This is a genomic window from Pseudomonas sp. R38(2017), assembly GCF_002112395.1.
In the GTDB taxonomy this organism is placed as follows: Bacteria; Pseudomonadota; Gammaproteobacteria; order Pseudomonadales; family Pseudomonadaceae; genus Aquipseudomonas.
In genome coordinates this window covers 178,860-203,630 of sequence record NZ_NEHN01000003.1, presented here as the reverse complement: position 1 = coordinate 203,630, position 24,771 = coordinate 178,860, and the positions used below count along the sequence as shown (strand labels likewise).

Genomic DNA, 24,771 nt, shown 5'->3' with positions numbered 1-24,771 from the left:
CATGCGCTTGATCATCGTCAGTGGCCGCTCCGGCTCGGGCAAAAGTACGGCCCTGGATGTCCTCGAGGACAACGGCTACTACTGCATCGACAATCTGCCGGCCGGCTTGCTGCCGGAGCTGGCGGAACGCGCACTGATTCATACGGAACTGTCTCAGCCACTGGTCGCGGTATCGATCGATGCACGCAACCTGCCAAGCCATCTTTCGCGTTTTCCGGAGTTGCTTGAGGAAGTCCGCAGCCGGCACATCCAGTGCGACGTTCTGTATCTGGATGCCGATGAAGAAACCCTGCTCAAGCGTTTCTCGGAAACCCGTCGCCGTCACCCGCTGAGCAGTGCCAATCGTTCGCTGGCTGAAGCCATCAACGATGAAACAGCTCTGCTGGGCCCGATCGCCGACCTGGCCGATCTGAAGGTCAATACCACCAATCTGAACCTGTACCAGTTGCGCGACACCATCAAGCTGCGCCTGCTGAACCAACCGGAGCCGGGCACCGCGTTTCTGGTGGAGTCGTTCGGTTTCAAACGCGGCATGCCGGTGGATGCGGATCTGGTGTTCGATGTACGCTGCCTGCCCAATCCGTACTGGAAACCGGAACTACGCGCGCAATCAGGCCTCGATGAGCCGGTAGCCGAGTACTTGGCGGCACAGCCGGAAGTCGAAGAGATGTTCCAGGACATCTATACGTATCTGTTCAAATGGCTGCCGCGCTTCGCTGCAAGCAATCGCGCCTACGTCACCATTGCCATTGGCTGCACCGGCGGGCATCACCGCTCCGTCTACCTGACCGAACGCCTGGGTCAGGCCCTGCAGAAAACCCTGAAGAACGTCCAGGTTCGCCACCGCGACCTCAGCTAAAGGATTCACACCGCGATGCCTGCTCTGGAAATCGAAATCATCAACAAGCTGGGCCTGCATGCCCGGGCGTCGGCAAAGTTCGTTGGCGTGGCGGGGCAGTATCCCGACTGCACGATCAGAGTGGGTCGCACCCCGGAAACCACGGTAGATGGCAAAAGCATCATGGCAATGATGATGCTCGCCGCCGGCAAGGGCACCAAAATCTTTCTGAGCACCGAAGGACATCAGGAACAGGAAGCCCTGGATGCCTTGGTGACACTGATCAACAACTACTTCGACGAAGGCGGTTGAAAGCCTTTGGTAGCGAGGGAGCAAGCTTCCCTCGCCCCTCTCATCCCAACGCAGTGTCCATCACCATCATCAAGCAGAACCCGATCAACAACCCCAGGCTCGCCAGTTTATCGTGACCATTGCGTCGCGATTCCGGGATCACTTCGTGGGTCACCACCAGCAACATTGCCCCGGCCGCCAGCGCCAACCCCAAGGGCAACAACAACTCCGCCAGGCTGACCAACCACGCACACAGCAGTGCAAATACCGGTTCGACCAGCCCCGATGCCGCTCCTATCAGAAACGCCTTGACCCGCGACATCCCGGCTCCGGCCAACACCAGCGCAATCACCAGACCTTCCGGCACATCCTGCAGGGCGATACCCATCGCCAGGCTATCGGCGTCCGGCATGCCGCCGCCAGCGGAGACGCCGACGGCCATGCCTTCCGGAATGTTATGGGCAATGATGGCAAACACGAACAGCCAGATCCTCGGTGGAATCACCGGATGCTCAACAGTGCCGATGAGCATTTCCGGTGAAGCGCCGGACAACTTGCGGTCCACCAGGTACAGACCAAAAGCACCGAGCATGATGCCGAAACAGATCAGGCTACTGGCGCCCCAAGGACTCAGGCCAAGGCTTTCTGCGGCAGCAATCCCTGGCACGATCAGCGAAAACGCAGTCGCCGCCAGCATCACGCCGGCGCCAAACCCCAGCAGCGTGTCGCCCAGCGCCTGCGGCATGTTGCGGATTACCAGCACCGGAACGGCACCGAGCGCCGTGCCGAGCGCGCAGATCGCACCGCCCTGCAATGCCCGTGACAGTTTCGACTCCAGGTTCAGCCATTCCAGCCCGTGAGCCACCAGCAAGGTCATCCCCGCCAACAGCAGCAGCGACCCGAATGCGTAACGAAACATTCGTCCGCTTCCGATCGCCAGTGTTTCAGTGCCCATAGTCAGCCCTGGATTGTTTTTATAGGAGACTTAAACCAGTGCAGCCTGATAACGCGCAGCGACTTCAGGCCAGTTGATCACGTTGTAGAACGCGCTGATGTATTCCGGGCGGCGGTTCTGATAACGCAGGTAGTAGGCGTGTTCCCACACGTCGAGTCCAAGAATCGGCGTATTGCCGCCCATCAGCGGGCTGTCCTGGTTGCCGCTGCTTTCCACCACCAGTTTCTTGTCGGGGGTGACACTGAGCCACGCCCAGCCGCTGCCGAAGCGGGTCAGCGCAGCCTTGGTGAAGGCCTCCTTGAAGCTGTCGAGGCCGCCCAGTTGTTCCTCGATCGCCCTGGCCAGCGCGCCATCCGGCTTACCGCCACCTCCTGGCACCATCACTTCCCAGAACAGTGAATGGTTGGCATGACCGCCGCCCTGATTGATCACCGCCGCACGCAGCTTTTCCGGCAGTTGCTGGACGCTGGCGACGAGTTTTTCCACCGGCCACTCGGCGTATTCCGTGCCTTCGACCGCAGCGTTCAGGTTGTTGATGTAGGTCTGGTGATGCTTGGTGTAATGAATTTCCATGGTCTGCGCATCGATGTGCGGTTCCAGTGCGTCATAGGCGTAAGGCAGGGCTGGCAGGGTAAAAGCCATTTCAGTGGACTCCATGGTGATGTTGGGCAGGCACGCGGCGCGCATTGCCGGTATTCGGGTGCAGCAAGCGCTGGGTGCGCGGGTATTCGCCGTGTTCGCTGATGAAATTGAGCAACTCGACATAGGTCTTGCTGCTCTGGCGCAACGCCGCCTCACGCAAGGCCGGACGCAGACGCTCGTCCTGCATGGTCTGCAATAGGCGTTGATGGATCGCGCAGAGGTATTCGGCGCTCTCCTCCGGCTGGTTCAGGCGCAGATGCAGGTCGGCCAGGTTGTGATGGGAAATGACACAGGCCGCCACCGCTTCGTCGGCATCGGCCCAGCGCTCGAACAGCACCTGGGCCAGGGCTAGCGCTTGCAGATAGGCTTCGCGGGCATCGATCAGCTCGCCCAGCATGAAGCAGCGATTGGCCCGTTCGATCGTGCGTTTCCAGTGCTCCATGGTGAACCTCCAAAGCGGTTGCGGTGCTTACACGCCGCCAGCGGTGAGTTTCTCGGGATTGAGCAACTCTTCCAGCTGGCTGCGCGACAGGTCGGTGTGCTCCAGCGCGACGTCGATCACCGGACGGCCCTGTTTGTAGGCCTGCTTGGCGATTTCGGCGGCTTTCTGGTAACCGATGATCGGGTTGAGTGCGGTGACCAGAATCGGGTTGCGCGCCAACGCTTCCTTGAGGCGCGACTCATTGACCTTGAAGCTGGCAATCGCCTTGTCACCCAGCAGACGGCTGGCGTTGGCCAGCAACTCGATGCTGCTCAACAGGTTCTGGGCGATGATCGGTAGCATCACGTTCAGTTCGAAATTGCCCGACTGACCGGCGATGGTGATCACCGAGTCATTGCCGATCACTTGCGCGGCAACCATGGTGGTGGCTTCCGGAATCACCGGGTTGACCTTGCCTGGCATGATCGATGAGCCAGGCTGTAGGCCTTCCAGCTCGATTTCTCCGAGGCCGGCGAGCGGGCCGGAGTTCATCCAGCGCAGATCATTGGCGATTTTCATCAGAGACACGGCGGTGGCCTTGAGCTGACCCGACACGGCGACGGCAGTGTCCTGCGAGCCGATCAGCGCAAATAGATCCTTGCCCGGGGTGAATTGCACGTTGGTCAGTTGGCTAAGCTGGCGGCTGAAACGCGCAGCGAATTCCGGATACGCGTTGATCCCGGTACCGACCGCCGTGCCGCCCTGAGCCAGGGATTGCAGGCTTGGCAGCAAATCCTGCAGGTGACCGATATTGGCCTTGAGCTGCTGCGCCCAACCGTTGAGCACCTGGCTCATGCGCACCGGCATGGCGTCCATCAAGTGAGTACGGCCGGTCTTGACGTGGTGATGCACCTGCTCGGCCTTGCGCTCGATGACTTGCACCAGATGCAGCAGCGCCGGCAGCAACTGTTCGTGCAGGGCCAGCGCGGCACTGACGTGGATGGTAGTCGGGATGATGTCGTTGCTGCTCTGCCCGCAGTTGACGTGATCGTTAGGATTGACCGGCTCGTCGAGCAGGCGGCTGGCCAGGGTGGCAATCACTTCGTTGGCGTTCATGTTGGAGCTGGTGCCGGAACCGGTCTGGAAGATATCCACCGGGAAATGCTGCATGAAATCGCCTTCAAGCAACCCTTGGGCCGCGTCGCTGATGGCTTTGCCTTGAGCGGCGCCGAGCTGGTTGAGTTCGACGTTGGCCCGGGCGGCAGCGGCTTTTGCCAGGATCAGCGCGCGAATGAACTGAGTCGGCATCGGCTTGCCGCTGATCGGAAAGTTATCCACTGCGCGCTGGGTCTGCGCGCCGTAGAGAGCGTCCATCGGCACCTGCAGTTCGCCCATGCTGTCGCGCTCAATACGTGTCTTGGTCATCGGTAAATCCTTGGACTAATTCAATGAGAGGAATCGAGGGTTGCAACTCGCAGGTGGCGAGCTGCCAGGTGTAGCTTTGCCAGCGTTTGAGCCGGCATTTGCACAGCGACAGGCGCTCCATTTCACGCAATGGGTGCCAGGCTTGATCGAGACAGAGGCTGCGCCAGTGCCACGGCAACGCGATATCGGTGGCCGTGTCGAGCAGCAGACGGAAAGAGGTTTCAGCGACAGTCCAGGGCGAGGTCGCCGTGCAGCAGGCCAAATACCGGCCTTCGGCCAGGTAATGTTCGATCAGACGCGGTTCGTCGGGATCCATGGCACAACGGATCTGGCGACTCATCCAGCGCCAGCTATCGAGGTACGGTTGCTCGTGCAAGGCAGAACTCATGATCCTGGGCTCATCCGATAATGAGATTTATTATTAGATGATAATGAGAACCAAAACAAGGGTAGCTTTTTAGCTGGCCTGATCAGCCGAAAAAATCTGCGAACACAAAAAAGGCGCGCCACCCAATCGGATGGCGCGCCTTTTGTGTAACTGCCTGGAGCTTAACTGCCCGCGACGGTCATCTTCTCGATCAACACCGAACCGGTGCGAATGTTGCTGCGCAGCTCCAGATCGTTACCAACCGCGACGATCTGCTTGAACATGTCGCGCATGTTGCCGGCGATGGTCACTTCCTGCACCGCGAACTGGATTTCACCGTTCTCGACCCAGAAACCCGCCGCACCGCGCGAGTAATCACCGGTAACCATGTTCAGCCCGTGACCCATCAACTCGGTGACCAGCAGGCCACGCCCCATGCGTCGCAGCAGTGCGGCCTGGTCTTCATCACCATGAGTGACGAACAGGTTATGCACCCCGCCCGCGTTGGCGGTGCTCGGCATGCCGAGTTTGCGCCCGGAATAAGTGCCGAGGATGTACGACACCAACTCGCCTTTTTCGACGAACGGTTTGGCATAGGTCGCCAGACCGTCACCGTCGTACGACGCACTGCCCATGGCACGCATCAGGTGCGGGCGCTCGTCGATGGTCAGCCACTCCGGGAACAGCTTCTGCCCCAGCGTGCCTTCCAGGAACGACGATTTACGGTACAGGCTGCCGCCGGAAATCGCCGACAGGAAGCTGCCGAACAACCCGCCCGCCAGCTCGGCGGAAAACAGCACCGGCACTTCGCAGGTCGGTACCGGGCGTGCGCCCAGACGGCTCGCCGCCCGTTGCGCAGCACGCTGGCCGATGCTCACCGGGTCGGCCAGCAAGCTGCCCTGACGGTTCACGTCATACCAATAATCGCGCTGCATCTGGCCCTCGGCCTCGGCGATCATCACGCAGCTCAGGCTGTGTCGGGTCGACGCGTAACCACCGATGAAACCGTGGCTGTTGCCGTACACGCGGCAGCCCTGATGAGTGCTCAACGTGGTGCCATCGGCATTCTTGATGCGCGCATCGGCGTCGAACGCGGCGGCTTCGCAGAGCAGCGCCTTCTCGATGGCCTGTTCCGGGGTGATGTCCCATTGGTGGAACAGGTCGAAATCCTGAATATCCTTGGCCATCAGCGCGGCATCCGCCAGCCCCGAGGCTTCGTCTTCGGACGTGTGCTTGGCAATCGCCAGTGCCGCAGCGACGGTCTCGCGAATCGCATCCGGCCCGGTAGCGGACGTGCTGGCCGAGCCCTTGCGCTGGCCGACGTACAGCGTGATGCCAAAGCCCTGATCGCGGTTGAACTCGACCGTTTCGACTTCACGTTGACGCACCGAAGTCGACAGGCCCTGCTCCAGCGACACCGCCACTTCACAGGCGCTGGCGCCCTGACGCTTGGCTTCGGCGATGATCTGCTCGACCTGTTCCTGCAGTGCCGGCAATGCCTGTGGGCCGACGCTTTCAACTGCACTCATGCTCATCTCCACTCAAATTCTGCTTTCGGCTGGGGCCTTCGAGCGACCGGGCCGGACAAGCGGCCCCCGACTGGTTATCATGGCGGCGTTTCTTTGCGGACTGCCACCATGGTTGATTCTTACGACGACTCCCTCGATACGGGAGAAAAAAGCAAATCCCAGGTCAAACGCGAGCTGCATGCTCTGGTTGACCTTGGCGAGCGCCTTACAACGCTCAAGCCCGACTTGCAGGCGAAACTGCCATTGACCGACGCTTTGCGCCGGGCCTTGGCCGATGCGCCCAAGCACACCGCGAACATCGCGCGTAAACGGCACCTGCAGTTCATCGGCAAACTGATGCGCGATCAGGACACTGACGCGATTCTCACCTTGCTCGATCAACTCGATGCCTCTACCCGTCAGTACAACGAGCGTTTCCACAACCTCGAACGCTGGCGTGACCGCCTGATCGGCGGTGACGATGCCGTGCTGGAGAAATTCGTCGTCGAGTACCCGGACGCCGACCGCCAGCAACTGCGCTCCCTGATCCGTCAGGCCCAGCACGAGGTTGCACATAACAAGCCTCCTGCCTCGAGCCGTAAAATCTTCAAGTACATCCGTGAGCTGGACGAGACTCAACGCGGTCTGCGTTGATATTCGCCACCGGGTGGCCGCACTGCGCGCCACCCGAAGCTCCATCCCTTCTTACGCGCCCGTGCCACCCACGGTGATCGCATCGATTTTCAGCGTCGGCTGACCCACGCCCACCGGCACCGATTGCCCGTCCTTGCCGCACGTGCCCACACCGCTGTCCAGCGCCAGATCGTTGCCGACCATCGACACCCGGCTCATCGCTTCCGGGCCGTTGCCGATCAACGTCGCGCCTTTGACCGGTGCGGTGATCTTGCCGTCCTCGATCAGGTACGCCTCGCTGGTGGAGAACACGAACTTGCCGCTGGTGATGTCGACCTGACCACCACCGAGGTTGGCGCAATAGATACCCTTCTTCACCGACGCGATGATTTCCGCCGGATCGCTCTGGCCACCCAGCATGTAGGTATTGGTCATCCGTGGCATCGGCAGGTGTGCGTAGGATTCGCGACGACCGTTGCCGGTACGGGCCACGCCCATCAGACGCGCATTGAGCTTGTCCTGCATGTAGCCCTTGAGCACACCGTTTTCGATCAGCGTGGTGCACTCGGTCGGCGTACCTTCGTCGTCGACGCTCAGGGAACCGCGACGACCGGCCAACGTGCCGTCATCGACAATGGTGCAGAGCTTGGAAGCGACCATCTCACCCATGCGCCCGCTGTAGGCCGAACTGCCCTTGCGGTTGAAGTCGCCTTCCAGACCGTGGCCGACCGCTTCATGCAACAGCACGCCAGACCAACCCGAGCCCAGAACGACCGGCAAGGTGCCAGCCGGGGCCGGAATCGCTTCCAGATTCACCAGCGCCTGACGCAGCGCTTCACGGGCATAACCCATGGCGCGGTCTTCGGCGAGGAAGTAACGGTAGTCGGTACGCCCGCCGCCGCCATGGCCACCGCGCTCACGACGGCCATTCTGTTCGACGATCACACTGACGTTGAATCGCACCAAAGGACGCACGTCGGCCGCCAGGCCACCGTCGGTCGAGGCCACCAGAATTCGTTCCCAGACCCCGGCCATGCTCACGCTGACCTGCTGGATACGCGGATCAAGGGCGCGGGTGGCAACGTCGATGCGCTTGAGCAGTTCGACTTTTTCGGCGCGACTCAGCACTTCCAGCGGGTTGTCCGGCGCATACAACTGAGCGACGTCCTGGGTGCTGAACGCTTGCACCGTACCGCTCTGCCCGGCACGGGAAATCGAACGGGCCGCACGGGACGCCGCGCCAAGGGCTTCGAGGGTGATCGCGTTGCTGTAGGCGAAACCGGTTTTTTCGCCGGACTGCGCACGCACGCCGACGCCCTGGTCGAGGTTGAAACTGCCTTCCTTGACGATGCCGTCTTCCAGCGACCAGGACTCGGAAATCTGCCCCTGGAAATACAGGTCGGCCGCATCAATGCCTGGACCCGCCAGATCACCGAGCACGCCTTGCAGGCTCTCGATCGTCACGCCGCCTGGCGCCAACAGGTGATCACTGACTGAGGACAACAACTCGCTCATAGGTTTTACGCCTTAAATTCGTGTTCTGAAGCAGGTCGCTGTGCGCCCTGCGAAAAAAACCGCCGATGACCCGTCACCGGCATTCGCGCCCGGATGGACGCCTGTTCGTTGCTGTCGCGCTCGGCCAGCAACACGGCTTCGCCTTGCTCCTGCTGCGCCAGCACGCGGCCCCACGGATCGATAATCGCCGCATGGCCAAAGGTTTCCCGCGGCCCCGGATGCGTACCGCCCTGGGCTGCGGCTAACACGTAACACTGGGTTTCAATCGCCCGTGCACGGATCAACACATCCCAGTGTGCTGCACCGGTCACCGCAGTGAAGGCCGACGGTGCAGTAATCAGTTCAGCCCCGGCAGCACGCAACTCGCTGTACAGCTCCGGGAAGCGCAGGTCGTAACACACCGTCAGGCCGATTCGGCCGACCGGCGTGTCCGCGACCACCACGCCACTGCCATAAGCATAGTCATCGGATTCGCGGTAACGGCCGCGATTGTCCGCTACATCGACATCGAACAGATGCAACTTGTCATAGCGGGCAACAAACTCGCCCTGATCATCCACCAGCAACGAGCAGGCATGGGACTTCGCCGCAGGCTGACCCACCGGGGGCAACGGCAAGGTGCCGGCCACTATCCATAACTTGAGGTCGCGGGCGGTCTGTTTCAACCACGGCAGGATCGGGCCTTCGCCAAGCGCTTCGGCACGGCCGATGTCGGCGATGTCGCGACGCCCCATGGCGGCGAAGTTTTCCGGCAGCACCGCCAGCTTCGCACCCGCGTTGGCCGCTTGTTCGAGCAAACGTCGGGCATCGCGCAGATTGGCCAGCACATCGCTCTGGCTGACCATTTGAATCACCGCTAAAGACATGGCGAACTCCGCAAGAGGTAGGCAGCCATGCTACTCCATCGGTTTATAGCCTGTTTGATCAAAAAGGCTTGTCGAAGGTGATTTTCGGCTCTTTCCACGGGCCTTTGACGGTGTATTTGACGCTGGCGAACCGCGCCACGCGATCACCGATCAATTTATCGATCAGGAACAGCGCGCCGCCGACGGCTGGTGCGCCGACAATCAATGCGGCAATCGGCAGGTTGTTGGTCACCGGCAGGGTCACCAGTAATTTTGCGTCGACTTGATCGGCGACCAGATCCAGCGTGCCGTTCAGTTCAATGTTGCTCGACGGCCCGGTCAATTTGATCGGCTCTTGCGTCACGTAGACGCCGTTGTTTGCCACCAGCAATCCCTTCACTCGGTCATAGCTCAAGCCTTTGCCGAACAAGTCGGAGAAGTCGAGGCGCAGACGCCGACCGATGGAGTTGAAGTTGAGCAGACCGAACACCCGTAATGCCTGAGCGCCGCCCTCCACTTCAACAAACTGGCCTTTATTCAACGACGCATCGAGGGTGCCAGAGAAGCGCTTGGTCGCCAGCCACGCCGGCGAACCCGGCCAGCGGCCGTCGACATCCATGTGGAATTCTTCGCTGGTCACGCTCGGCGCAAAGCCCCAGCCCTTGAGCACGTCGGCGAGATTCTTGCCGCCGATCCGGCCCTTGTACCAACTGCTGGTAGCACCGGGCGTGCCCTCCCAGCCACCGCTGCCCTGCAGCAGAATGCCTTTGAGACCCAGATCGAGATTGTTCAGGGCGATGCCTTTGGCAGTCGGCCGGACTTTCAGCGACCAGCCACCGATCAGGTCCTGGCCCTGGAACAGCTGATTGATGGTGATATCCAGCGCCGGGATCTTGGTTGGATCGACCGAGGCCAGGGGGTCAGGTGCGTTATCGTCGGCCTGCACCGTCGGGTCCGATGCCGGCAAGCGCACGTATTGCAGGTTCACCACGATCGGCGCGCTTTTGGCGTCGGGAATGCCGACCGTGCCCTTGGCCTGCTGGCTGTCGAGGGCCAGCGCCCAGGCGCCGGGCTTGCGATCCAGTTGCACCGCCGCCTGATCCAGCGTGGTGCCAAAGGCTGTCAGTTTGCCGACCTTGAAATCCGCGCTGCTGAGCAGCTGCTTGGCGCTGCCCCCAGGATCCTGACCGGCGTACTTGTCCACCAGATCCTGCCAGGGTTTGACGTCCAGCTCGGACAACACACCGCGTATCCGCAAGCCTTTGTTGCCCGGCAATACCGCTTCGCCGGCGCCTAGGAACAGCTCGCCGCGGCCATCGACGAGACTGTTCGGTGGCGCAGCGAAGGTGAAGTTGGCCAGTTGATCGTAATTGACCCAGTAACGCCGCTCCTGCCCTTGCAACGTCATGCGGAACACCGTGTCACGCCCGACATCGGCCGTCATGCCGAACGGTGCGGGCAGATCCACCGCCACGCCCTTCATACTGGAACTGACCATCAACTGGCTGTCGGCACCGTCCAGATTCACTTGCAACTGGTAAGGAATGGTCCCCGACACCGGCAACGGCTGAGTCACGCCGAGCCAGTCGGTGAGTTTCTTGACTTCAACCTGCCCCGACGCCGCCACCCGGGTCTTGAGCCTGCCGGGGCCACCATCGGCAAAGATCTGCGCAGTGACCGGTTTGTCAAAGGCCCGGGCACTGATGTTCTGCCCGCTCAGCCCCTTGGCGCTGTCGAAACGGAAATCCCCCTTGAGCTGGCTCAACTCCAGCTTCGGCTCGGCCAGTTTCAATCGCGCATTGGCGGTTTTGAAGTCCACGAGGATTTTCGGCTGATCGCCCTTGGCCAGCGGCACGTCCAGTTTGAGTTTGCCTTGCAGATCGCCCTCGCCTTCCCAGCCGGCGAAAGTGTCAGCGGTGCCGATCGGCGCTTCCTGAAGAATCTTCAAGCCATCGCCAAGTCCGCCGGCAAATTCGCCGTCGAGGTACATATGGCTGTGCTCGCCATTCGGGACATGAGGGATATTGACGAAGACGTCGTTGACCTGAGTGTCGAGCAACTGACCTTTGCTGGCGACGATCCGCACACCGCTGTCCTCGATAAACACATCACCGCTGACTTTGCTCACGTGTGGCCAGCCAGGCTGGAATGCCAGTTCGGCATCATGCACCTTGAAGAACAGACTGATGCTGCGATCCGCATCTGCGGCGCCTTTGTTCAGGGAACCCTGATATTGGAAAAACCCTTGATCCACTGCCCCTTTGAGAATCGCCGTGCGCAGCCATTCGTCGAGGGCCGGGCTCAGGACTTCCGGCAGGTATTTGGCGGTGTAGCGACCGTCGCCGTCCACTAGGCCGACCCGCAGGTCCATGTAGTCTTCCTGGTCGTGGTCGAAATGCAGGCGGATCAGGAAGTCGCCGGCAATCTTGCCCTCTTCGCCGAGCACCTTCAGGTACGGAGCGATCAGGGTGAAGCCTTCCTTATCGAGCTTCCAGGTCAACCGGGCGTTGGCCTGAATGTATTGCCATGGTTTGGCGAAGATCGGATCGAGGTGCAGGACGAAGTCCTTGCTGTCCATGCGCAACTCACCGCCGCCGAGGTTTCCGGTCAGGCTGCCGCTGACATTTCGCGCTGCGGGTGCGCCGTGATAGGCGTCAAAACCGACCTGATCGAGGTTGGCGGCGAAGCTGAATTTGCTGTCGTCGGTGGCGTTCGGGCGGAAATCCAGCAGTACGTTGCGCAAGCCACCGGTCACTTTCAGATGCTCGATTACGGTGGCAAAGCCTTGTGGCAACGGTCCCAGCGCATTGAGTAACGGGGTTATCGGCGTCAGGTCGAGACGATCGGCCTGCAGGTGCCAGAGCTCGTCAACCTTGTCGGTAGCAGCGGTCTGTTTGACCTGGACACGGGACTCCCAACGCGTTTCGCCAAAGTTCATCGCCAGTGAATCGAGAGTGACAGTCGCGCCCTCGGCGCTGCGCTGGAAGTACCCGTTGAGGGCCAGATTGTTGATCTGGATTGGCTTGCGCTCTGCGTAAGCGCCGGTCAGTTGCGGAGCGTTGAGGCGAATGGCAGCGCTTTGCAGCGCGCCCTCGCTCCAGTTGACCCACAGCTCGCCACCGGCCTTGATCTCGGAGAAATTCCATTGCTGGGTCAGGCGCTCGGGCAGCCATTTCGCCCAGTCGCTTTGCGGCAGACTGATGTAGCCCTCGACCGCACTGTCCTGCAACTGGCTGGCATGAATCTGCGTACGCAGGCTCAGTGCGACGGGTTGCCCGTCGGGCAATGTCAGTCGCGCGTCGAGGCGCTGGCGATTGAGGCCGGTCTTGAGGTTGAGCCCGACATAGGTAAGGGTCATCGGTGCCTGTTCCAGCGGCTGCAAGGTCACCTGACTGTCGAGCACCGACAATTGCTGGACCATTTGCATGCGGTTGAACAGTTGCTCGGGATCCATGGGCTGATCCTGCTGCACCGGCAATCCTTCGAGCACCCATTGGCCGTCTTCACCCTCTTTGAGGCTGATCTTCAGGCCATTGAGCTCAAGATGCGCGATACGAACTTCGCGGGCCAGCAGACTGGCCCACAGATCCGGCACTGCGCGCACCCGATCCAGGCGCAAGGCATTGGCGCCGTCGCCGACCATCACGTCGTGAGCCAGCAGGATCGGCGCGAAACCGCTCCAGTTGCCTTCCAGCTCACCGATCTGCAACGGCATGCCCAAGGCCGCGCTGGCCTTTTCTTCCACGTCGGTACGGTATTCGGCCACCAGTGGCGTGAGTTCCCGGCCGAGGCTGACGTACAACGCCATCAACACCAGAACCAACGCGCACAGGCCCAGACCCCAGCGAGTCAATGCAGCCAAAATGCGTGTCAGACGTTCCATGTCAGTTGGCTCCCATGGCAAAAATACTGCAAAAAGCTGAGGCCAGCCGTTTCAGGAAAAAGGTGACGCAGGGGATCAGAGCAGCACCACGTCATATTGTTCCTGGGAATACATGGTTTCCACCTGGAAGCGTATGGTGCGCCCGATAAATCCTTCAAGCTCGGCGACGTTACCGGACTCTTCATCGAGCAGCCGGTCGACGACTTTCTGGTTCGCCAATACGCGATAACCCTCGGCCTGGTAGGCGCGGGCTTCGCGCAGGATCTCGCGGAAAATCTCGTAGCAAATGGTTTCCGGCGTCTTCAGCTTGCCGCGCCCCTGACAACTGCTGCAAGGCTCGCACAGCACCTGCTCCAGACTTTCGCGAGTCCGTTTGCGGGTCATCTGCACCAGACCCAGTTCGGTGATGCCGATGATGTTGGTCTTGGCGTGATCGCGCTCCAGCTGCTTTTCCAGGGTACGCAGTACCTGACGCTGGTGCTCTTCATCTTCCATGTCGATGAAGTCGATGATGATGATCCCGCCCAGATTGCGCAGGCGCATCTGCCGGGCAATCGCCGTGGCGGCTTCAAGGTTGGTCTTGAAGATGGTTTCTTCGAGGTTGCGATGCCCGACGAACGCGCCGGTGTTGACGTCGATGGTGGTCATGGCTTCTGCCGGATCCACCACCAGATAACCGCCGGACTTCAGCGGCACCTTGCGCTCAAGGGCTTTCTGGATTTCGTCTTCGACGCCGTACAGGTCGAAAATCGGCCGCTCACCCGGGTAATGCTCCAGACGATCGGCAATTTCCGGCATCAGTTCGGCGACGAACTGCGTGGTTTTCTGGAAGGTTTCCCGGGAGTCGATGCGGATCTTCTCGATTTTCGGGCTGACCAGATCACGCAAGGTGCGCAGGGCCAGACCGAGATCTTCGTAGATCACGCTCGGTGCGCCGATGGTCTTGATCTGTTCGTTGATCTGATCCCACAGGCGTCGCAGGTAGCGGATGTCCATCAGGATTTCATCGGCCCCGGCGCCTTCGGCGGCAGTGCGCAGGATAAAGCCGCCGGCCTCCTTGATGCCTTCTTTGGCCACACAATCGCTGACCACCTGTTTCAGGCGTTCGCGTTCGGCTTCGTCTTCGATCTTCAGGGAAATGCCGACGTGGGCGGTGCGCGGCATGTACACCAGGTAACGCGAAGGGATCGATAGCTGAGTGGTCAGACGCGCCCCTTTGGAGCCGATCGGGTCCTTGGTGACTTGCACCACCAGGCTCTGGCCTTCATGCACCAGCGCACTGATGCTTTCCACGGCCGGGCCTTCGCGCAGGGAAATTTCCGAAGCGTGGATGAACGCCGCACGGTCCAGGCCGATGTCGACGAAGGCCGCCTGCATGCCCGGCAGTACCCGCACGACCTTGCCTTTATAGATGTTGCCGACGATCCCGCGTTTTTGCGTGCGCTCGACGTGCACTTCTTGCAGCACACCGTTTTCGACCACCGCCACGCGCGATTCCATCGGCGTGATGTTGATCAGAATCTCTTCACTCATGGCAGGGTCTCGTTCAGGCATGTTCACGATAATGGCCGCATCTTGTTCCGTTCGACGCTTACTGCGCACTCAGGTTTTGCCAACAGGGTATGCCGAAATGGCCGAGCAGTTCTGCGCTTTCGCACACCGGCAAACCGACCACGGCTGAATAGCTGCCGTTGAGACCGGCGACGAACACCGCGCCAAGTCCCTGAATGCCATAACCGCCGGCCTTGTCCCGAGGCTCGCCGCTGGCCCAGTAGGCGGCAGCTTCTTCGCGGCTGATCGCCCGGAACCGTACCAGACTGCGCACCACTTGCGACTCGCAGCGCTCACCGTCGAGCACGGCGATGGCAGTCAGCACTTCGTGCTCCTTGCCGGACAACATCATCAGCATGGCGCATGCATCGGCTTCGTCCACCGGTTTGCCGAGAATTTTGCCGTCCAGCACCACAGCAGTGTCGGCGCCCAGCACGCAAAACGGTTTGTCGGTAACGACAGAGCGCTGCCCGGCCTCGGCCTTGCCGCGCGCCAAGCGCTCGACATAGGCCGACGGGGACTCATTGGCGAAAGGGGTTTCATCGATGTCCGCACTGATGGCGGTGAACGGAACGCCGATCTGCGTGAGCAGCTCACGCCGACGCGGCGATCCAGAGGCGAGGTAAAGCGGCTTCATCAAGACATCTCCCTGTCGAGGTGGCAAATGCCTGACCGAATCAGTTGATTTTGTAGCGTCGGCGCAATCCACGCAAAGCGAAGCTGACCCAAGGCCAGAGCAAGGCACTGACCAGTGCCGGCAAGACCAGCGCCAGGGTCGGCTGGCGATTGCCGGTCAGGGCACTGAGCCAGAGTTGTACCAACTGAGCGAGGCCGAAGATCACCAGGATCACCAGACATTGCTGCCACATCGGGAACATCCGCAAACGCTGTTGCAACGACAGCACCAGGAACGTGATCAACGTCAGGATCAACGCGTTCTGTCCAAGCAGCGTGCCGTACAGCACGTCTTCAGCAAGCCCGAGGCAAAATGCAGTGACCATGCCGACCTTTTGCGGCAGGGCCAATGCCCAGAACGCCAGGAGCAAGGCCAGCCAGAGCGGGCGCAGGATTTCCATGAATTGCGGCAATGGCGACACGCTGAGCAGCATGCCGATCAGAAACGTCAGCCAGACGATCCAGCCATTCCGGGAGGCTTTGACACCGACCATTATTCTCGTCCCCCAGTGGTGCCCGGCGCAGTGACCGGCGGTTTGGCGGCCGGCCGTGTACTGGCAGGCTGAGCGGCCGGCGGCTTGCTGGCTGCCGGGGTCGCCGCGGGTGGTTTCGCTGGCGGTTTGCTGGCAGCGGGTTTGGCCGGTGTAGCAGTCGCGGGTGCAGCGGCGGACGTACCAGACGCAGCAGGTGCCTGAGCGGGTGTATTCACCGTTTTCGGTACCGTGGCCGGAATGATCGGGCCACCGCCAAACGCATCAAGATTCTCCTGAGCCTGTGCCGCATCGTTGGCACGCTCTTCAGCCGTACGGTTGTCGCTGAACACCAGCAACAGGTAGCGGCTGCGATTCAGCGCGGCGGTCGGCACGGCGCGGACAATGGCGAATGGCTGACCGGAATCGTGGATCACTTCCTTGACCGTCGCTACCGGGTAACCCGCCGGAAAACGCTGACCGAGACCGGAGCTGACCAGCAGATCGCCTTCCTTGACATCGGCCGTATCGGCCACATGCCGCAATTCAAGACGCTCAGGGTTACCGGTGCCGCTGGCAATCGCCCGCAAACCGTTACGGTTCACCTGCACAGGAATACTGTGGGTCGAGTCGGTCAGCAGCAAGACACGGGAGGTGTACGGCATCAGTTCGACCACCTGCCCCATCAGGCCGCGCGCATCGAGCACCGGCTGACCGAGCACCACGCCGTCGCGCTCACCTTTATTGATGATGATGCGATGTGTGAAGGGGTTGGGATCCATGCCGATCAGTTCGGCCACTTCGACCTTCTCGTTGACCAGCGCGGAGGAATTGAGCAACTCGCGCAGACGGACGTTCTGCTCGGTGAGGGCTGCCAGCTTTTGCATGCGGCCCTGTAACAGCAGGTTCTCGGTCTTGAGTTTTTCGTTTTCGGCGACCAGCTCTGTGCGACTGCCGAACTGACTGGCGACACCTTCCCACAGCCTGCCGGGCAGGTCGGTGATCCAGTAAGCGTCCATCAGCACCAGCGACATCTGGCTGCGGGCAGGCTTGAGCAGGCTGAAGCGGGCATCGACCACCATCAGCGCGACCGACAGTACGGCCAGCACCAACAGGCGCACGCCCAGTGAGGGGCCCTTGGCGAAAAGCGGTTTAATAGGCCGCTCCTCCCAGGCAAATGTTCTGTTTATTCATACGGCATCAAACCGGCCTGGATGAAGACTGACAGAAGATAAACGCCAACAGGCAGCACTGCAAAGTGCTGCCTGCGCGCTCACCCACGTATTGCACCCGGCGACTTATTCGCTGGAAAGCAGGTCCATGGTGTGCTTGTCCATCATTTCCAGTGCACGGCCACCGCCGCGAGCAACACAGGTCAGCGGATCTTCGGCAACGATCACCGGCAGACCGGTTTCCTGGGCCAGCAACTTGTCGAGGTCACGCAACAGCGCGCCACCACCGGTCAGCACCAGGCCACGCTCGGCGATGTCGGAAGCCAGTTCCGGCGGCGATTGTTCCAGGGCGCTTTTCACGGCCTGAACGATAGTAGCCAGCGACTCTTGCAGAGCTTCCAGCACTTCATTGGAGTTCAGGGTGAATGCGCGTGGAACGCCCTCGGCCAGGTTGCGACCGCGAACGTCGACTTCGCGAACTTCGCCGCCCGGGTAGGCCGTACCGATTTCCTGCTTGATGCGCTCGGCAGTGGATTCACCGATCAGGCTGCCGTAGTTGCGACGCACGTAGGTGATAATCGCTTCGTCGAAGCGGTCGCCGCCAACGCGGACGGATTCGGCATAGACCACACCATTCAGGGAGATCAGCGCGATTTCGGTGGTACCACCACCGATATCCACAACCATCGAACCGCGTGCTTCTTCAACCGGCAGGCCGGCACCGATCGCAGCAGCCATCGGCTCTTCGATCAGGAACACTTCACGGGCACCGGCACCAAGGGCCGATTCACGAATGGCACGACGCTCAACCTGGGTGGACTTGCATGGAACGCAGATCAGCACACGAGGGCTGGGCTGCAGGAAGCTGTTTTCGTGAACCTTGTTGATAAAGTATTGCAGCATCTTTTCGCAGACACTGAAGTCGGCGATCACGCCGTCCTTCATCGGACGAATGGCAGCAATGTTGCCCGGCGTACGGCCGAGCATGCGCTTGGCCTCGGTGCCGACAGCAACGACACTTTTCTGGTTACCGTGTGTCCGAATGGCCACAACCGATGGCTCATTCAGGACGATGCCGCGCTCGCGCACGTAAATAAGGGTGTTGGCAGTGCCCAGGTCAATGGAAAGATCGCTGGAAAACATGCCACGCAGTTTCTTGAACATGGGAAAGGGACCCTAGGCAACGCGTGGGTAAAAAAGTGCGGCAAACTCTAACAACGACAGGGATTTTGGGCAAGGCGCCAATATGTTAAATTGGCCGCTTTTCTGTGCACCAAGCCCCACAATCGCGGCCTTATGACCGTAGAAGTGCGGTAGTGTTCCGACAATCTAACACACGGACGCCGTCCGTCCTGTTTTCCACTGGAGAAACCCGATGGCGCTAGAACGCTCCGACGTGGAAAAAATCGCTCATCTGGCCAGCCTTGGCCTGAATGACGCCGATCTTCCACACATCACTTCGGCCCTCAACAGCATTCTCGGGCTGGTCGACGAAATGCAGGCGGTCAATACCGATGGTATCGAGCCGCTGGCACACCCGCTGGAAGCCAGTCAGCGCCTGCGCGCCGACGTCGTGACCGAAAGCAATAACCGCGAGGCTTATCAGTCCATCGCACCAGCGGTCGAAAACGGCCTGTACCTGGTTCCGAAAGTCATCGACTAAAGGGAAAGAGCCTGCAATGCATCAATTGACTCTGGCCGAGATCGCCCGCGGTCTCGCCGATAAAAAGTTTTCTTCCGAAGAGCTGACCAAAGTCCTGCTGGCGCGCATTACCCAGCTCGACCCGCAGCTCAACAGTTTCATCAGCCTCACCGAAGAGCTGGCCCTCGAGCAGGCGAAAGCCGCCGACGCGCGCCGGGCCAATGGTGAGAGCGGCGCCCTGCTCGGTGCGCCGATCGCCCACAAGGACCTTTTCTGCACCCAGGGCATCCGCACGAGCTGCGGCTCGAAAATGCTCGACAACTTCAAGGCCCCGTACGACGCCACCGTGGTCGCCAAACTGGCTGCTGCCGGCACCGTGACCCTGGGCAAGACCAACATGGACGAATTCGCCATGGGCTCGGCCAACGAGTCGAGCTGGTACGGAGCAGTAAAAAACCCGTGGAACCTGGAGCACGTTCCGGGCGGTTCGTCCGGTGGTTCGGCGGCGGCCGTTGCCGCTCGTCTGTTGCCAGCCGCTACGGCCACTGACACCGGTGGCTCGATCCGTCAGCCGGCCGCGTTCACCAACCTCACTGGCCTGAAACCGACCTACGGTCGCGTTTCACGCTGGGGCATGATCGCTTACGCCTCCAGCCTCGATCAGGGCGGCCCTTTGGCTCGCACGGCCGAAGACTGCGCGATTTTGTTGCAAGGTATGGCTGGCTTCGATCCGAACGACTCCACCAGCATCAATGAACCGGTGCCGGACTACACCGCCGGTCTGAATGGCTCGCTGCAAGGCCTGCGCATCGGCGTGCCGAAGGAATACTTCGGTGCCGGTCTCGACCCGCGCATCGCCGACCTGATCCAGAACAGCATCAAGGAGCTGCAGAAGCTCGGTGCCGTGATCAAGGAAATCAGCCTGCCGAACATGCAGCACGCGATTCCTGCGTATTACGTGATCGCTCCGGCAGAGGCGTCCTCCAACCTCTCGCGTTTCGACGGCGTGCGCTTTGGCCACCGCTGCGCAGACCCGAAGAACCTGGAAGACCTGTACAAGCGCTCGCGTGGCGAAGGCTTCGGGCCTGAAGTACAGCGCCGGATCATGGTCGGTGCCTACGCACTGTCCGCCGGTTACTACGACGCCTACTACCTGAAAGCGCAGAAGATCCGTCGCCTGGTGAAGAACGACTTCATGACCGCATTTAATGAAGTCGACATCATCCTCGGCCCGACCACGCCAAACCCGGCCTGGAAACTCGGCGCCAAGAACAGCGACCCGGTCGCTGCCTACCTGGAAGACGTCTACACCATCACCGCCAACCTCGCGGGCCTGCCGGGCCTGTCGATGCCGGCCGGTTTCGTCGACGGCCTGCCGGTCGGCGTGCAACTGCTCGCTCCGTATTTCCAGGAAGGTCGCCTGTTGAACGTTGCCCACCAGTATCAGTTGAACACTGACTGGCACACCCGCACCCCAACCGGCTTCTGAGGAGACACACATGCAATGGGAAGTCGTGATCGGGCTGGAGATTCACACCCAGCTCACCACCCGGTCGAAAATCTTTTCCGGTAGTTCCACCCAGTTCGGTTCCGAGCCGAACACCCAGGCCAGCCTGATCGACCTGGGCATGCCCGGCACCCTGCCGGTACTGAATCAGGAAGCAGTGCGCATGGCGGTGATGTTCGGTCTGGCGATTGACGCCGAGATCGGCCAGCGCAACGTGTTCGCCCGTAAAAACTACTTCTACCCGGATCTGCCGAAGGGCTACCAGATCAGCCAGATGGAATTGCCGATCGTCGGCAAGGGCCACCTGGACATCGCCCTGGAAGACGGCACGGTCAAACGCGTCGGCATCACCCGCGCGCACCTGGAAGAAGACGCCGGCAAGAGCCTGCACGAAGAGTTCAGCGGTGCCACCGGCATCGACCTGAACCGTGCCGGCACGCCGCTGCTGGAAATCGTTTCCGAACCTGACATGCGCAGCGCCAAGGAAGCCGTGGCCTACGTCAAGGCGATCCACGCGCTGGTGCGCTACCTGGGCATCTGCGACGGCAACATGGCCGAAGGCTCGCTGCGTTGCGACTGCAACGTGTCGGTGCGTCCGAAAGGCCAGGTCGAATTCGGCACCCGCTGCGAGATCAAGAACGTCAACTCGTTCCGCTTCATCGAGAAGGCGATCAACTCCGAGATCCAGCGTCAGATCGACCTGATCGAAGACGGCGGCAAAGTGATCCAGCAGACCCGTCTGTACGATCCGAACAAGGACGAGACCCGTCCGATGCGCAGCAAAGAGGAAGCCAACGACTACCGTTACTTCCCCGATCCGGACCTGCTGCCGGTAGTCATCGAGGATTCGTTCCTCAACGACGTGCGCGCCACCCTGCCGGAGCTGCCACCGCAGAAGCGCGAGCGCTTCCAGAGTGCCTTCGGTCTGTCGGCCTACGACGCCAACGTGCTGGCCACCAGCCGTGAGCAGGCGGACTACTTCGAGAAAGTCGCGAGCATTGGCGGCGACGCCAAACTGGCGGCGAACTGGGTGATGGTCGAGTTGGGCAGCCTGCTCAACAAACAGAACCTGGACATCGAGGATTCGCCGGTTTCGGCCGAGCAACTGGGCGGCATGCTGTTGCGCATCAAGGACAACACCATCTCCGGCAAGATCGCCAAGGTTGTGTTCGAAGCGATGGCCAACGGCGAAGGCAGCGCAGACGAGATCATCGAAAAGCGCGGTCTGAAGCAGGTTACCGACACCGGCGCCATTTCGGCAGTGCTGGACGAAATGCTCGCGGCCAACGCCGAGCAGGTCGAGCAATACCGTGCGGCAGACGAAGCCAAGCGCGGCAAGATGTTCGGTTTCTTCGTCGGTCAGGCCATGAAAGCCTCCAAGGGCAAGGCCAACCCGCAGCAAGTGAACGAACTGCTGAAAAGCAAGCTCGAAGGCTGATGAAAATGGGGCCAGTTCCAACGCCTGGCTCCATTCCCTGTGGGAGCCGGCCGACTGGCTCCCACATCTGTTTTCGGGAAACCTTTGAATGAAGCGTCTATTCATCAGCTGCGCCCTGCTTTCCCTGCTGGCCGGTTGCGCCAGCACCGACACCATCGACCCGCACGGTTACGACCAGACCGGCGTCGCCTCCTATTACGGAGCCAAACACCACGGCAAACGCACCGCCAGCGGCGAAGCGTTCAACCAGAATTCCCTGACCGCCGCCCATCGCCAGTTGCCGTTTGGCACGCGGGTGAAGGTCACCAACCTGAAAAACGAAAAATCCTGCGTGGTGCGTATCAACGACCGCGGGCCGCATACCCGTGGACGCATCATCGATGTTTCACGGGAAGCCGCCGAACGCCTCGGCATGATAGGCAGCGGCACGGCGCGGGTTCGCGTGCAGGCCCTCGACGACTGATGGAGCGCCCGCCATTTTCGGACTGACCGATTTACCGCTGATCAACGTAATCGAACTGCTCTGCGGATTGTTCCTGCTGATCGCCGGTGCCGAACTGATGGTGCGCGCCGCCGTACGCCTGGCGGCGCGCCTGCATGTGCGGCCGCTGATCATCGGTCTGACCATCGTCGCCCTCGGCAGCAGCGCCCCGCAAATGGCGGTCAGCCTGCAAGCGACCCTGACGCACAACCCCGACATCGCGGTCGGCAGCGTGATCGGCAGCAGCATTTTCAACATCCTCGTGACCCTCGGCCTGTCGGCGCTGATCATCCCATTGCGCGTCTCTCGGCAACTGGTGCGCCTCGACATCCCGCTGATGATCGGCGCCAGCCTGCTGGTGTTCGTGCTGGCCTGGAACGAAGAGATCGGCCGTTTCGACGGCATCCTGCTGCTGGCAGCACTGGGACTGTATCTCGGATTGTTGTTGCGCCAGTCGCGGCACTCGACCCGCCCACATTCCGATCATCCTCAGACTCAGCCGGCCCCATGGTTCATCAGTCTGCTGATGATCGTTGCCGGGCTGGCCATGCTGGTGTTCGCCGGGCATTTGCTACTGGGTGCCGCTGTCGCAGTGGCCACCGATCTCGGATTCTCCGAGCGGGTGATCGGCCTGACCGTGGTCGCGGTCGGCACCTCGCTGCCGGAGCTCGCCACTTCGTTGATCGCCGCATTGCGCGGTCAGCGGGACATTGCCGTGGGCAACGTGATCGGCGCCAACCTGTTCAACCTGCTCGGGGTCCTCGGCATCACGGCATTGATTGCACCGACGCCACTGTCGGTCTCGCCGAACGCGCTGGATTTCGACCTGCCGGTGATGCTCGGCGTCGCGGCGCTGTGCCTGCCGGTGTTCTATTCCGGTTACCGCGTGACCCGGGCCGAAGGTTTGTTGCTGCTTGGCTTGTACCTGGCGTACGGGCTGCATGTGGTGTCGTTCACCACCGGCATGCCACTGGCCGGCAAGCTCGAACGGTTGATGCTGTTTTATGTTCTGCCGGCACTGCTGACGTTTCTGTTTTTCACGTCCGTACGCGCCTGGCGCCGCCAACACCATAAGAGGGATGTGCCATGACCGAATCGAAGAAGTCCGGGGTCGAAATCCGCCGCCAGGTAATGGGTGACGCGTTCGTCGACCGCGCCCTGGGCAATGCCACCGGGTTCACTCAACCACTGCAGGACTTCGTCAACGAACACGCCTGGGGCGGTGTGTGGAATCGCGAAGGTCTGCCGCTGAAGACCCGCAGCCTGATCACCCTCGCCGCGCTGACCGCGTTGAAATGCCCACAAGAGTTGAAGGGCCACGTCCGCGGTGCGCTGAACAACGGCTGCACGGTCGATGAGATCCGTGAGGCGCTGCTGCATTGCGCGGTGTATGCCGGCGTGCCGGCGGCGATCGATGCGTTTCGTGCGGCGCAGGAAGTGATCGACAGTTACCAGCAGCCTGAGTAACTGCCGGCTCTCAGATCCACCCGCTCCACTGCAAGAAGAAGATCCCGACGTTGGTGGTCACCGCCGCCATCAACGTGGTCAACACGATGATCGCCGCCGCCAGTTCATGATTGCCCTGCGCCGCTCGGGCCATGACAAAACTGGCGGCCGCCGTCGGACTGCCGAAGTACAGAAACAGAATCCCCAGCTCCGCCCCGCGAAAGCCCCAAAGCCACGCCCCCAACGTCGCGAGCACCGGCAGACCGATCATCTTCACCAGACTGGAACTGAGCGCCATGCTCCCGCTCTTGCGCAGCGCCGCCAGTGACAGTGTGCCGCCAATGCAGATCAGCGCCAACGGCAGCGTGGTTTGCGCCAGGTACTGACCCGACGTCTCCAGCCATCCCGGCAGACCAATCTTGAACCAGGCAAACGGCGCCGCCGCGATCACGCTGATGATCAGCGGATTGCTGAACACGCTTTTGCAGATGCTCCATGGGTCGGACTTGATCACCGGGCTGTACACCGCCAGCACGATGGTCGACAGGGTGTTGTAGAACAGGATCACCAGCGCCGCGAGAATCGCCCCGAGGGAAATTCCGTAGTCGCCGTACATGCTCGCGGCCAGCGCCAGGCCGATCACCCCGTTGTTGCCGCGAAACGCGCCTTGCGTGTAGATGCCACGATCTTCGCGCGGACAGCGAAATATCGCCCAGCCCCAGGCCACGGCAAAACTGACCAGCGTGGCCAGTGCGAAATAGATCAGCAGCGCCGGTTGCAGCGCGGCGTGCAGGTCGGCATGCAGGATGCCGAGAAACAGCAGCGCCGGCATGCTGACGTTGAACACCAGCGACGACGCCGTGTGGATGAAGTTGTCGTTGATCCAGTCGATGCGCTTGAGCAACACCCCCAGAAACAGCATGGCAAACACCGGCGCGGTGATGTTCAGGGTTTCGAGGAAGATTGCCAGCATGCCGGAGAGCCTTGAAGGTGAGCGTCGTCAGGGGGCTAATGATAAGCCACTTTCACCCCGATCGTTCCCACGCAGCGCGCGGGAACGATCAAC

General features: G+C 61.1%; 24 protein-coding genes. 9 read left to right on the top strand and 15 right to left on the bottom strand.

All coding sequences use genetic code 11. The features are described 5' to 3' along the window. Position 1 precedes the first annotated feature (1 nt). Together rapZ and CAF87_RS07690 are read left to right on the top strand one after the other, a co-directional pair. Positions 2-859, top strand: a complete 858-nt coding sequence (gene rapZ / locus CAF87_RS07695; protein ID WP_085729613.1) for an RNase adapter RapZ — start codon at positions 2-4, stop codon at positions 857-859. A gap of 15 nt (positions 860-874) precedes the next feature. Then, a complete protein-coding gene (locus CAF87_RS07690; protein ID WP_085729612.1) occupies positions 875-1,150 on the top strand; it encodes an HPr family phosphocarrier protein in 276 nt (91 codons plus the stop codon). 40 nt (positions 1,151-1,190) lie between these two features. Here CAF87_RS07690 and CAF87_RS07685 read toward each other — a convergent pair whose 3' ends face one another. The 6 genes from CAF87_RS07685 to pmbA form a co-directional block, all read right to left on the bottom strand. Further along, positions 1,191-2,084 carry a ZIP family metal transporter gene (locus CAF87_RS07685; RefSeq protein ID WP_085729611.1) on the bottom strand — a complete coding sequence of 298 codons (894 nt, stop codon included), beginning with the start codon at positions 2,082-2,084 and terminating at the stop codon, positions 1,191-1,193. A gap of 30 nt (positions 2,085-2,114) precedes the next feature. Then, positions 2,115-2,726, bottom strand: a complete 612-nt coding sequence (locus tag CAF87_RS07680) for a superoxide dismutase (RefSeq protein ID WP_085729610.1) — start codon at positions 2,724-2,726, stop codon at positions 2,115-2,117. A 1-nt stretch (position 2,727) separates the two neighbouring features. After that, positions 2,728-3,168 carry a hypothetical protein gene (locus CAF87_RS07675; protein ID WP_085729609.1) on the bottom strand — a complete coding sequence of 147 codons (441 nt, stop codon included), beginning with the start codon at positions 3,166-3,168 and terminating at the stop codon, positions 2,728-2,730. 27 nt (positions 3,169-3,195) lie between these two features. Beyond that, positions 3,196-4,572 carry an aspartate ammonia-lyase gene (locus CAF87_RS07670; RefSeq protein ID WP_085729608.1) on the bottom strand — a complete coding sequence of 459 codons (1,377 nt, stop codon included), beginning with the start codon at positions 4,570-4,572 and terminating at the stop codon, positions 3,196-3,198. Continuing rightward, positions 4,553-4,960, bottom strand: a complete 408-nt coding sequence (locus CAF87_RS07665; RefSeq protein WP_085729607.1) for a FagA protein — start codon at positions 4,958-4,960, stop codon at positions 4,553-4,555. The genes CAF87_RS07670 and CAF87_RS07665 overlap by 20 nt, the downstream gene beginning before the upstream one ends. A gap of 161 nt (positions 4,961-5,121) precedes the next feature. Continuing rightward, positions 5,122-6,468, bottom strand: a complete 1,347-nt coding sequence (pmbA, locus tag CAF87_RS07660) for a metalloprotease PmbA (RefSeq protein ID WP_085729606.1) — start codon at positions 6,466-6,468, stop codon at positions 5,122-5,124. Between the two features lie 108 nt (positions 6,469-6,576). Between pmbA and yjgA the strand changes: the two genes are divergently transcribed. After that, a complete protein-coding gene (gene yjgA, locus CAF87_RS07655; protein ID WP_085729605.1) occupies positions 6,577-7,101 on the top strand; it encodes a ribosome biogenesis factor YjgA in 525 nt (174 codons plus the stop codon). Positions 7,102-7,152: 51 nt separating this feature from the next. Here the strand turns inward: yjgA and tldD are convergent, their stop codons facing one another. From tldD to mreB, 8 genes are all read right to left on the bottom strand, one after another. Then, positions 7,153-8,595: a metalloprotease TldD gene (gene tldD / locus CAF87_RS07650; protein ID WP_085729604.1), complete on the bottom strand. Its 1,443-nt coding sequence runs from the start codon at positions 8,593-8,595 to the stop codon at positions 7,153-7,155. Positions 8,596-8,600: 5 nt separating this feature from the next. Then, complete coding sequence (locus tag CAF87_RS07645) at positions 8,601-9,461, bottom strand: carbon-nitrogen hydrolase family protein (protein WP_085729603.1); 861 nt, start codon at positions 9,459-9,461, stop codon at positions 8,601-8,603. Between the two features lie 58 nt (positions 9,462-9,519). Beyond that, entirely contained in the window at positions 9,520-13,323 is a 3,804-nt protein-coding gene (locus CAF87_RS07640; RefSeq protein WP_085729602.1) for a YhdP family protein, read from the bottom strand. Positions 13,324-13,398: 75 nt separating this feature from the next. After that, on the bottom strand, positions 13,399-14,856 hold the full coding sequence (rng, locus tag CAF87_RS07635; RefSeq protein ID WP_065260839.1) for a ribonuclease G: 1,458 nt from the start codon (positions 14,854-14,856) through the stop codon (positions 13,399-13,401). Between the two features lie 58 nt (positions 14,857-14,914). After that, the gene (locus CAF87_RS07630; RefSeq protein ID WP_085729601.1) at positions 14,915-15,511 is read right to left on the bottom strand and encodes a nucleoside triphosphate pyrophosphatase; all 597 of its coding nucleotides are present in this window, start codon (positions 15,509-15,511) and stop codon (positions 14,915-14,917) included. A 40-nt stretch (positions 15,512-15,551) separates the two neighbouring features. Further along, positions 15,552-16,043 carry a rod shape-determining protein MreD gene (mreD, locus tag CAF87_RS07625; RefSeq protein WP_085711798.1) on the bottom strand — a complete coding sequence of 164 codons (492 nt, stop codon included), beginning with the start codon at positions 16,041-16,043 and terminating at the stop codon, positions 15,552-15,554. Next, positions 16,043-17,176, bottom strand: coding sequence for a rod shape-determining protein MreC (gene mreC, locus CAF87_RS07620; protein WP_085729600.1), 1,134 nt, complete (start codon positions 17,174-17,176; stop codon positions 16,043-16,045). Before mreC ends, mreD begins: the two co-directional genes overlap by 1 nt. A 141-nt stretch (positions 17,177-17,317) precedes the next feature. Further along, complete coding sequence (gene mreB, locus CAF87_RS07615) at positions 17,318-18,355, bottom strand: rod shape-determining protein MreB (RefSeq protein WP_002555108.1); 1,038 nt, start codon at positions 18,353-18,355, stop codon at positions 17,318-17,320. Positions 18,356-18,566: 211 nt separating this feature from the next. Between mreB and gatC the strand changes: the two genes are divergently transcribed. The 6 genes from gatC to CAF87_RS07585 all read left to right on the top strand — a co-directional run bounded on the left by gatC (position 18,567) and on the right by CAF87_RS07585 (position 23,726). After that, positions 18,567-18,854 (top strand): Asp-tRNA(Asn)/Glu-tRNA(Gln) amidotransferase subunit GatC, encoded by a 288-nt coding sequence (gene gatC, locus CAF87_RS07610; RefSeq protein WP_007953612.1) that lies wholly within the window; start codon positions 18,567-18,569, stop codon positions 18,852-18,854. A 16-nt stretch (positions 18,855-18,870) separates the two neighbouring features. Beyond that, positions 18,871-20,322 carry an Asp-tRNA(Asn)/Glu-tRNA(Gln) amidotransferase subunit GatA gene (gene gatA / locus CAF87_RS07605; protein ID WP_085729599.1) on the top strand — a complete coding sequence of 484 codons (1,452 nt, stop codon included), beginning with the start codon at positions 18,871-18,873 and terminating at the stop codon, positions 20,320-20,322. A 10-nt stretch (positions 20,323-20,332) separates the two neighbouring features. After that, a complete protein-coding gene (gene gatB / locus CAF87_RS07600) occupies positions 20,333-21,778 on the top strand; it encodes an Asp-tRNA(Asn)/Glu-tRNA(Gln) amidotransferase subunit GatB (protein WP_085729598.1) in 1,446 nt (481 codons plus the stop codon). A gap of 88 nt (positions 21,779-21,866) precedes the next feature. After that, the gene (locus CAF87_RS07595) at positions 21,867-22,241 is read left to right on the top strand and encodes a septal ring lytic transglycosylase RlpA family protein (RefSeq protein ID WP_085729597.1); all 375 of its coding nucleotides are present in this window, start codon (positions 21,867-21,869) and stop codon (positions 22,239-22,241) included. Between the two features lie 40 nt (positions 22,242-22,281). Beyond that, on the top strand, positions 22,282-23,349 hold the full coding sequence (locus CAF87_RS07590; protein WP_085729596.1) for a calcium/sodium antiporter: 1,068 nt from the start codon (positions 22,282-22,284) through the stop codon (positions 23,347-23,349). Then, complete coding sequence (locus tag CAF87_RS07585) at positions 23,346-23,726, top strand: carboxymuconolactone decarboxylase family protein (protein WP_085729595.1); 381 nt, start codon at positions 23,346-23,348, stop codon at positions 23,724-23,726. Before CAF87_RS07590 ends, CAF87_RS07585 begins: the two co-directional genes overlap by 4 nt. A gap of 10 nt (positions 23,727-23,736) precedes the next feature. Here the strand turns inward: CAF87_RS07585 and CAF87_RS07580 are convergent, their stop codons facing one another. Next, positions 23,737-24,678 (bottom strand): AEC family transporter, encoded by a 942-nt coding sequence (locus CAF87_RS07580; RefSeq protein ID WP_085729594.1) that lies wholly within the window; start codon positions 24,676-24,678, stop codon positions 23,737-23,739. Between the last annotated feature and the right edge of the window lie 93 nt (positions 24,679-24,771).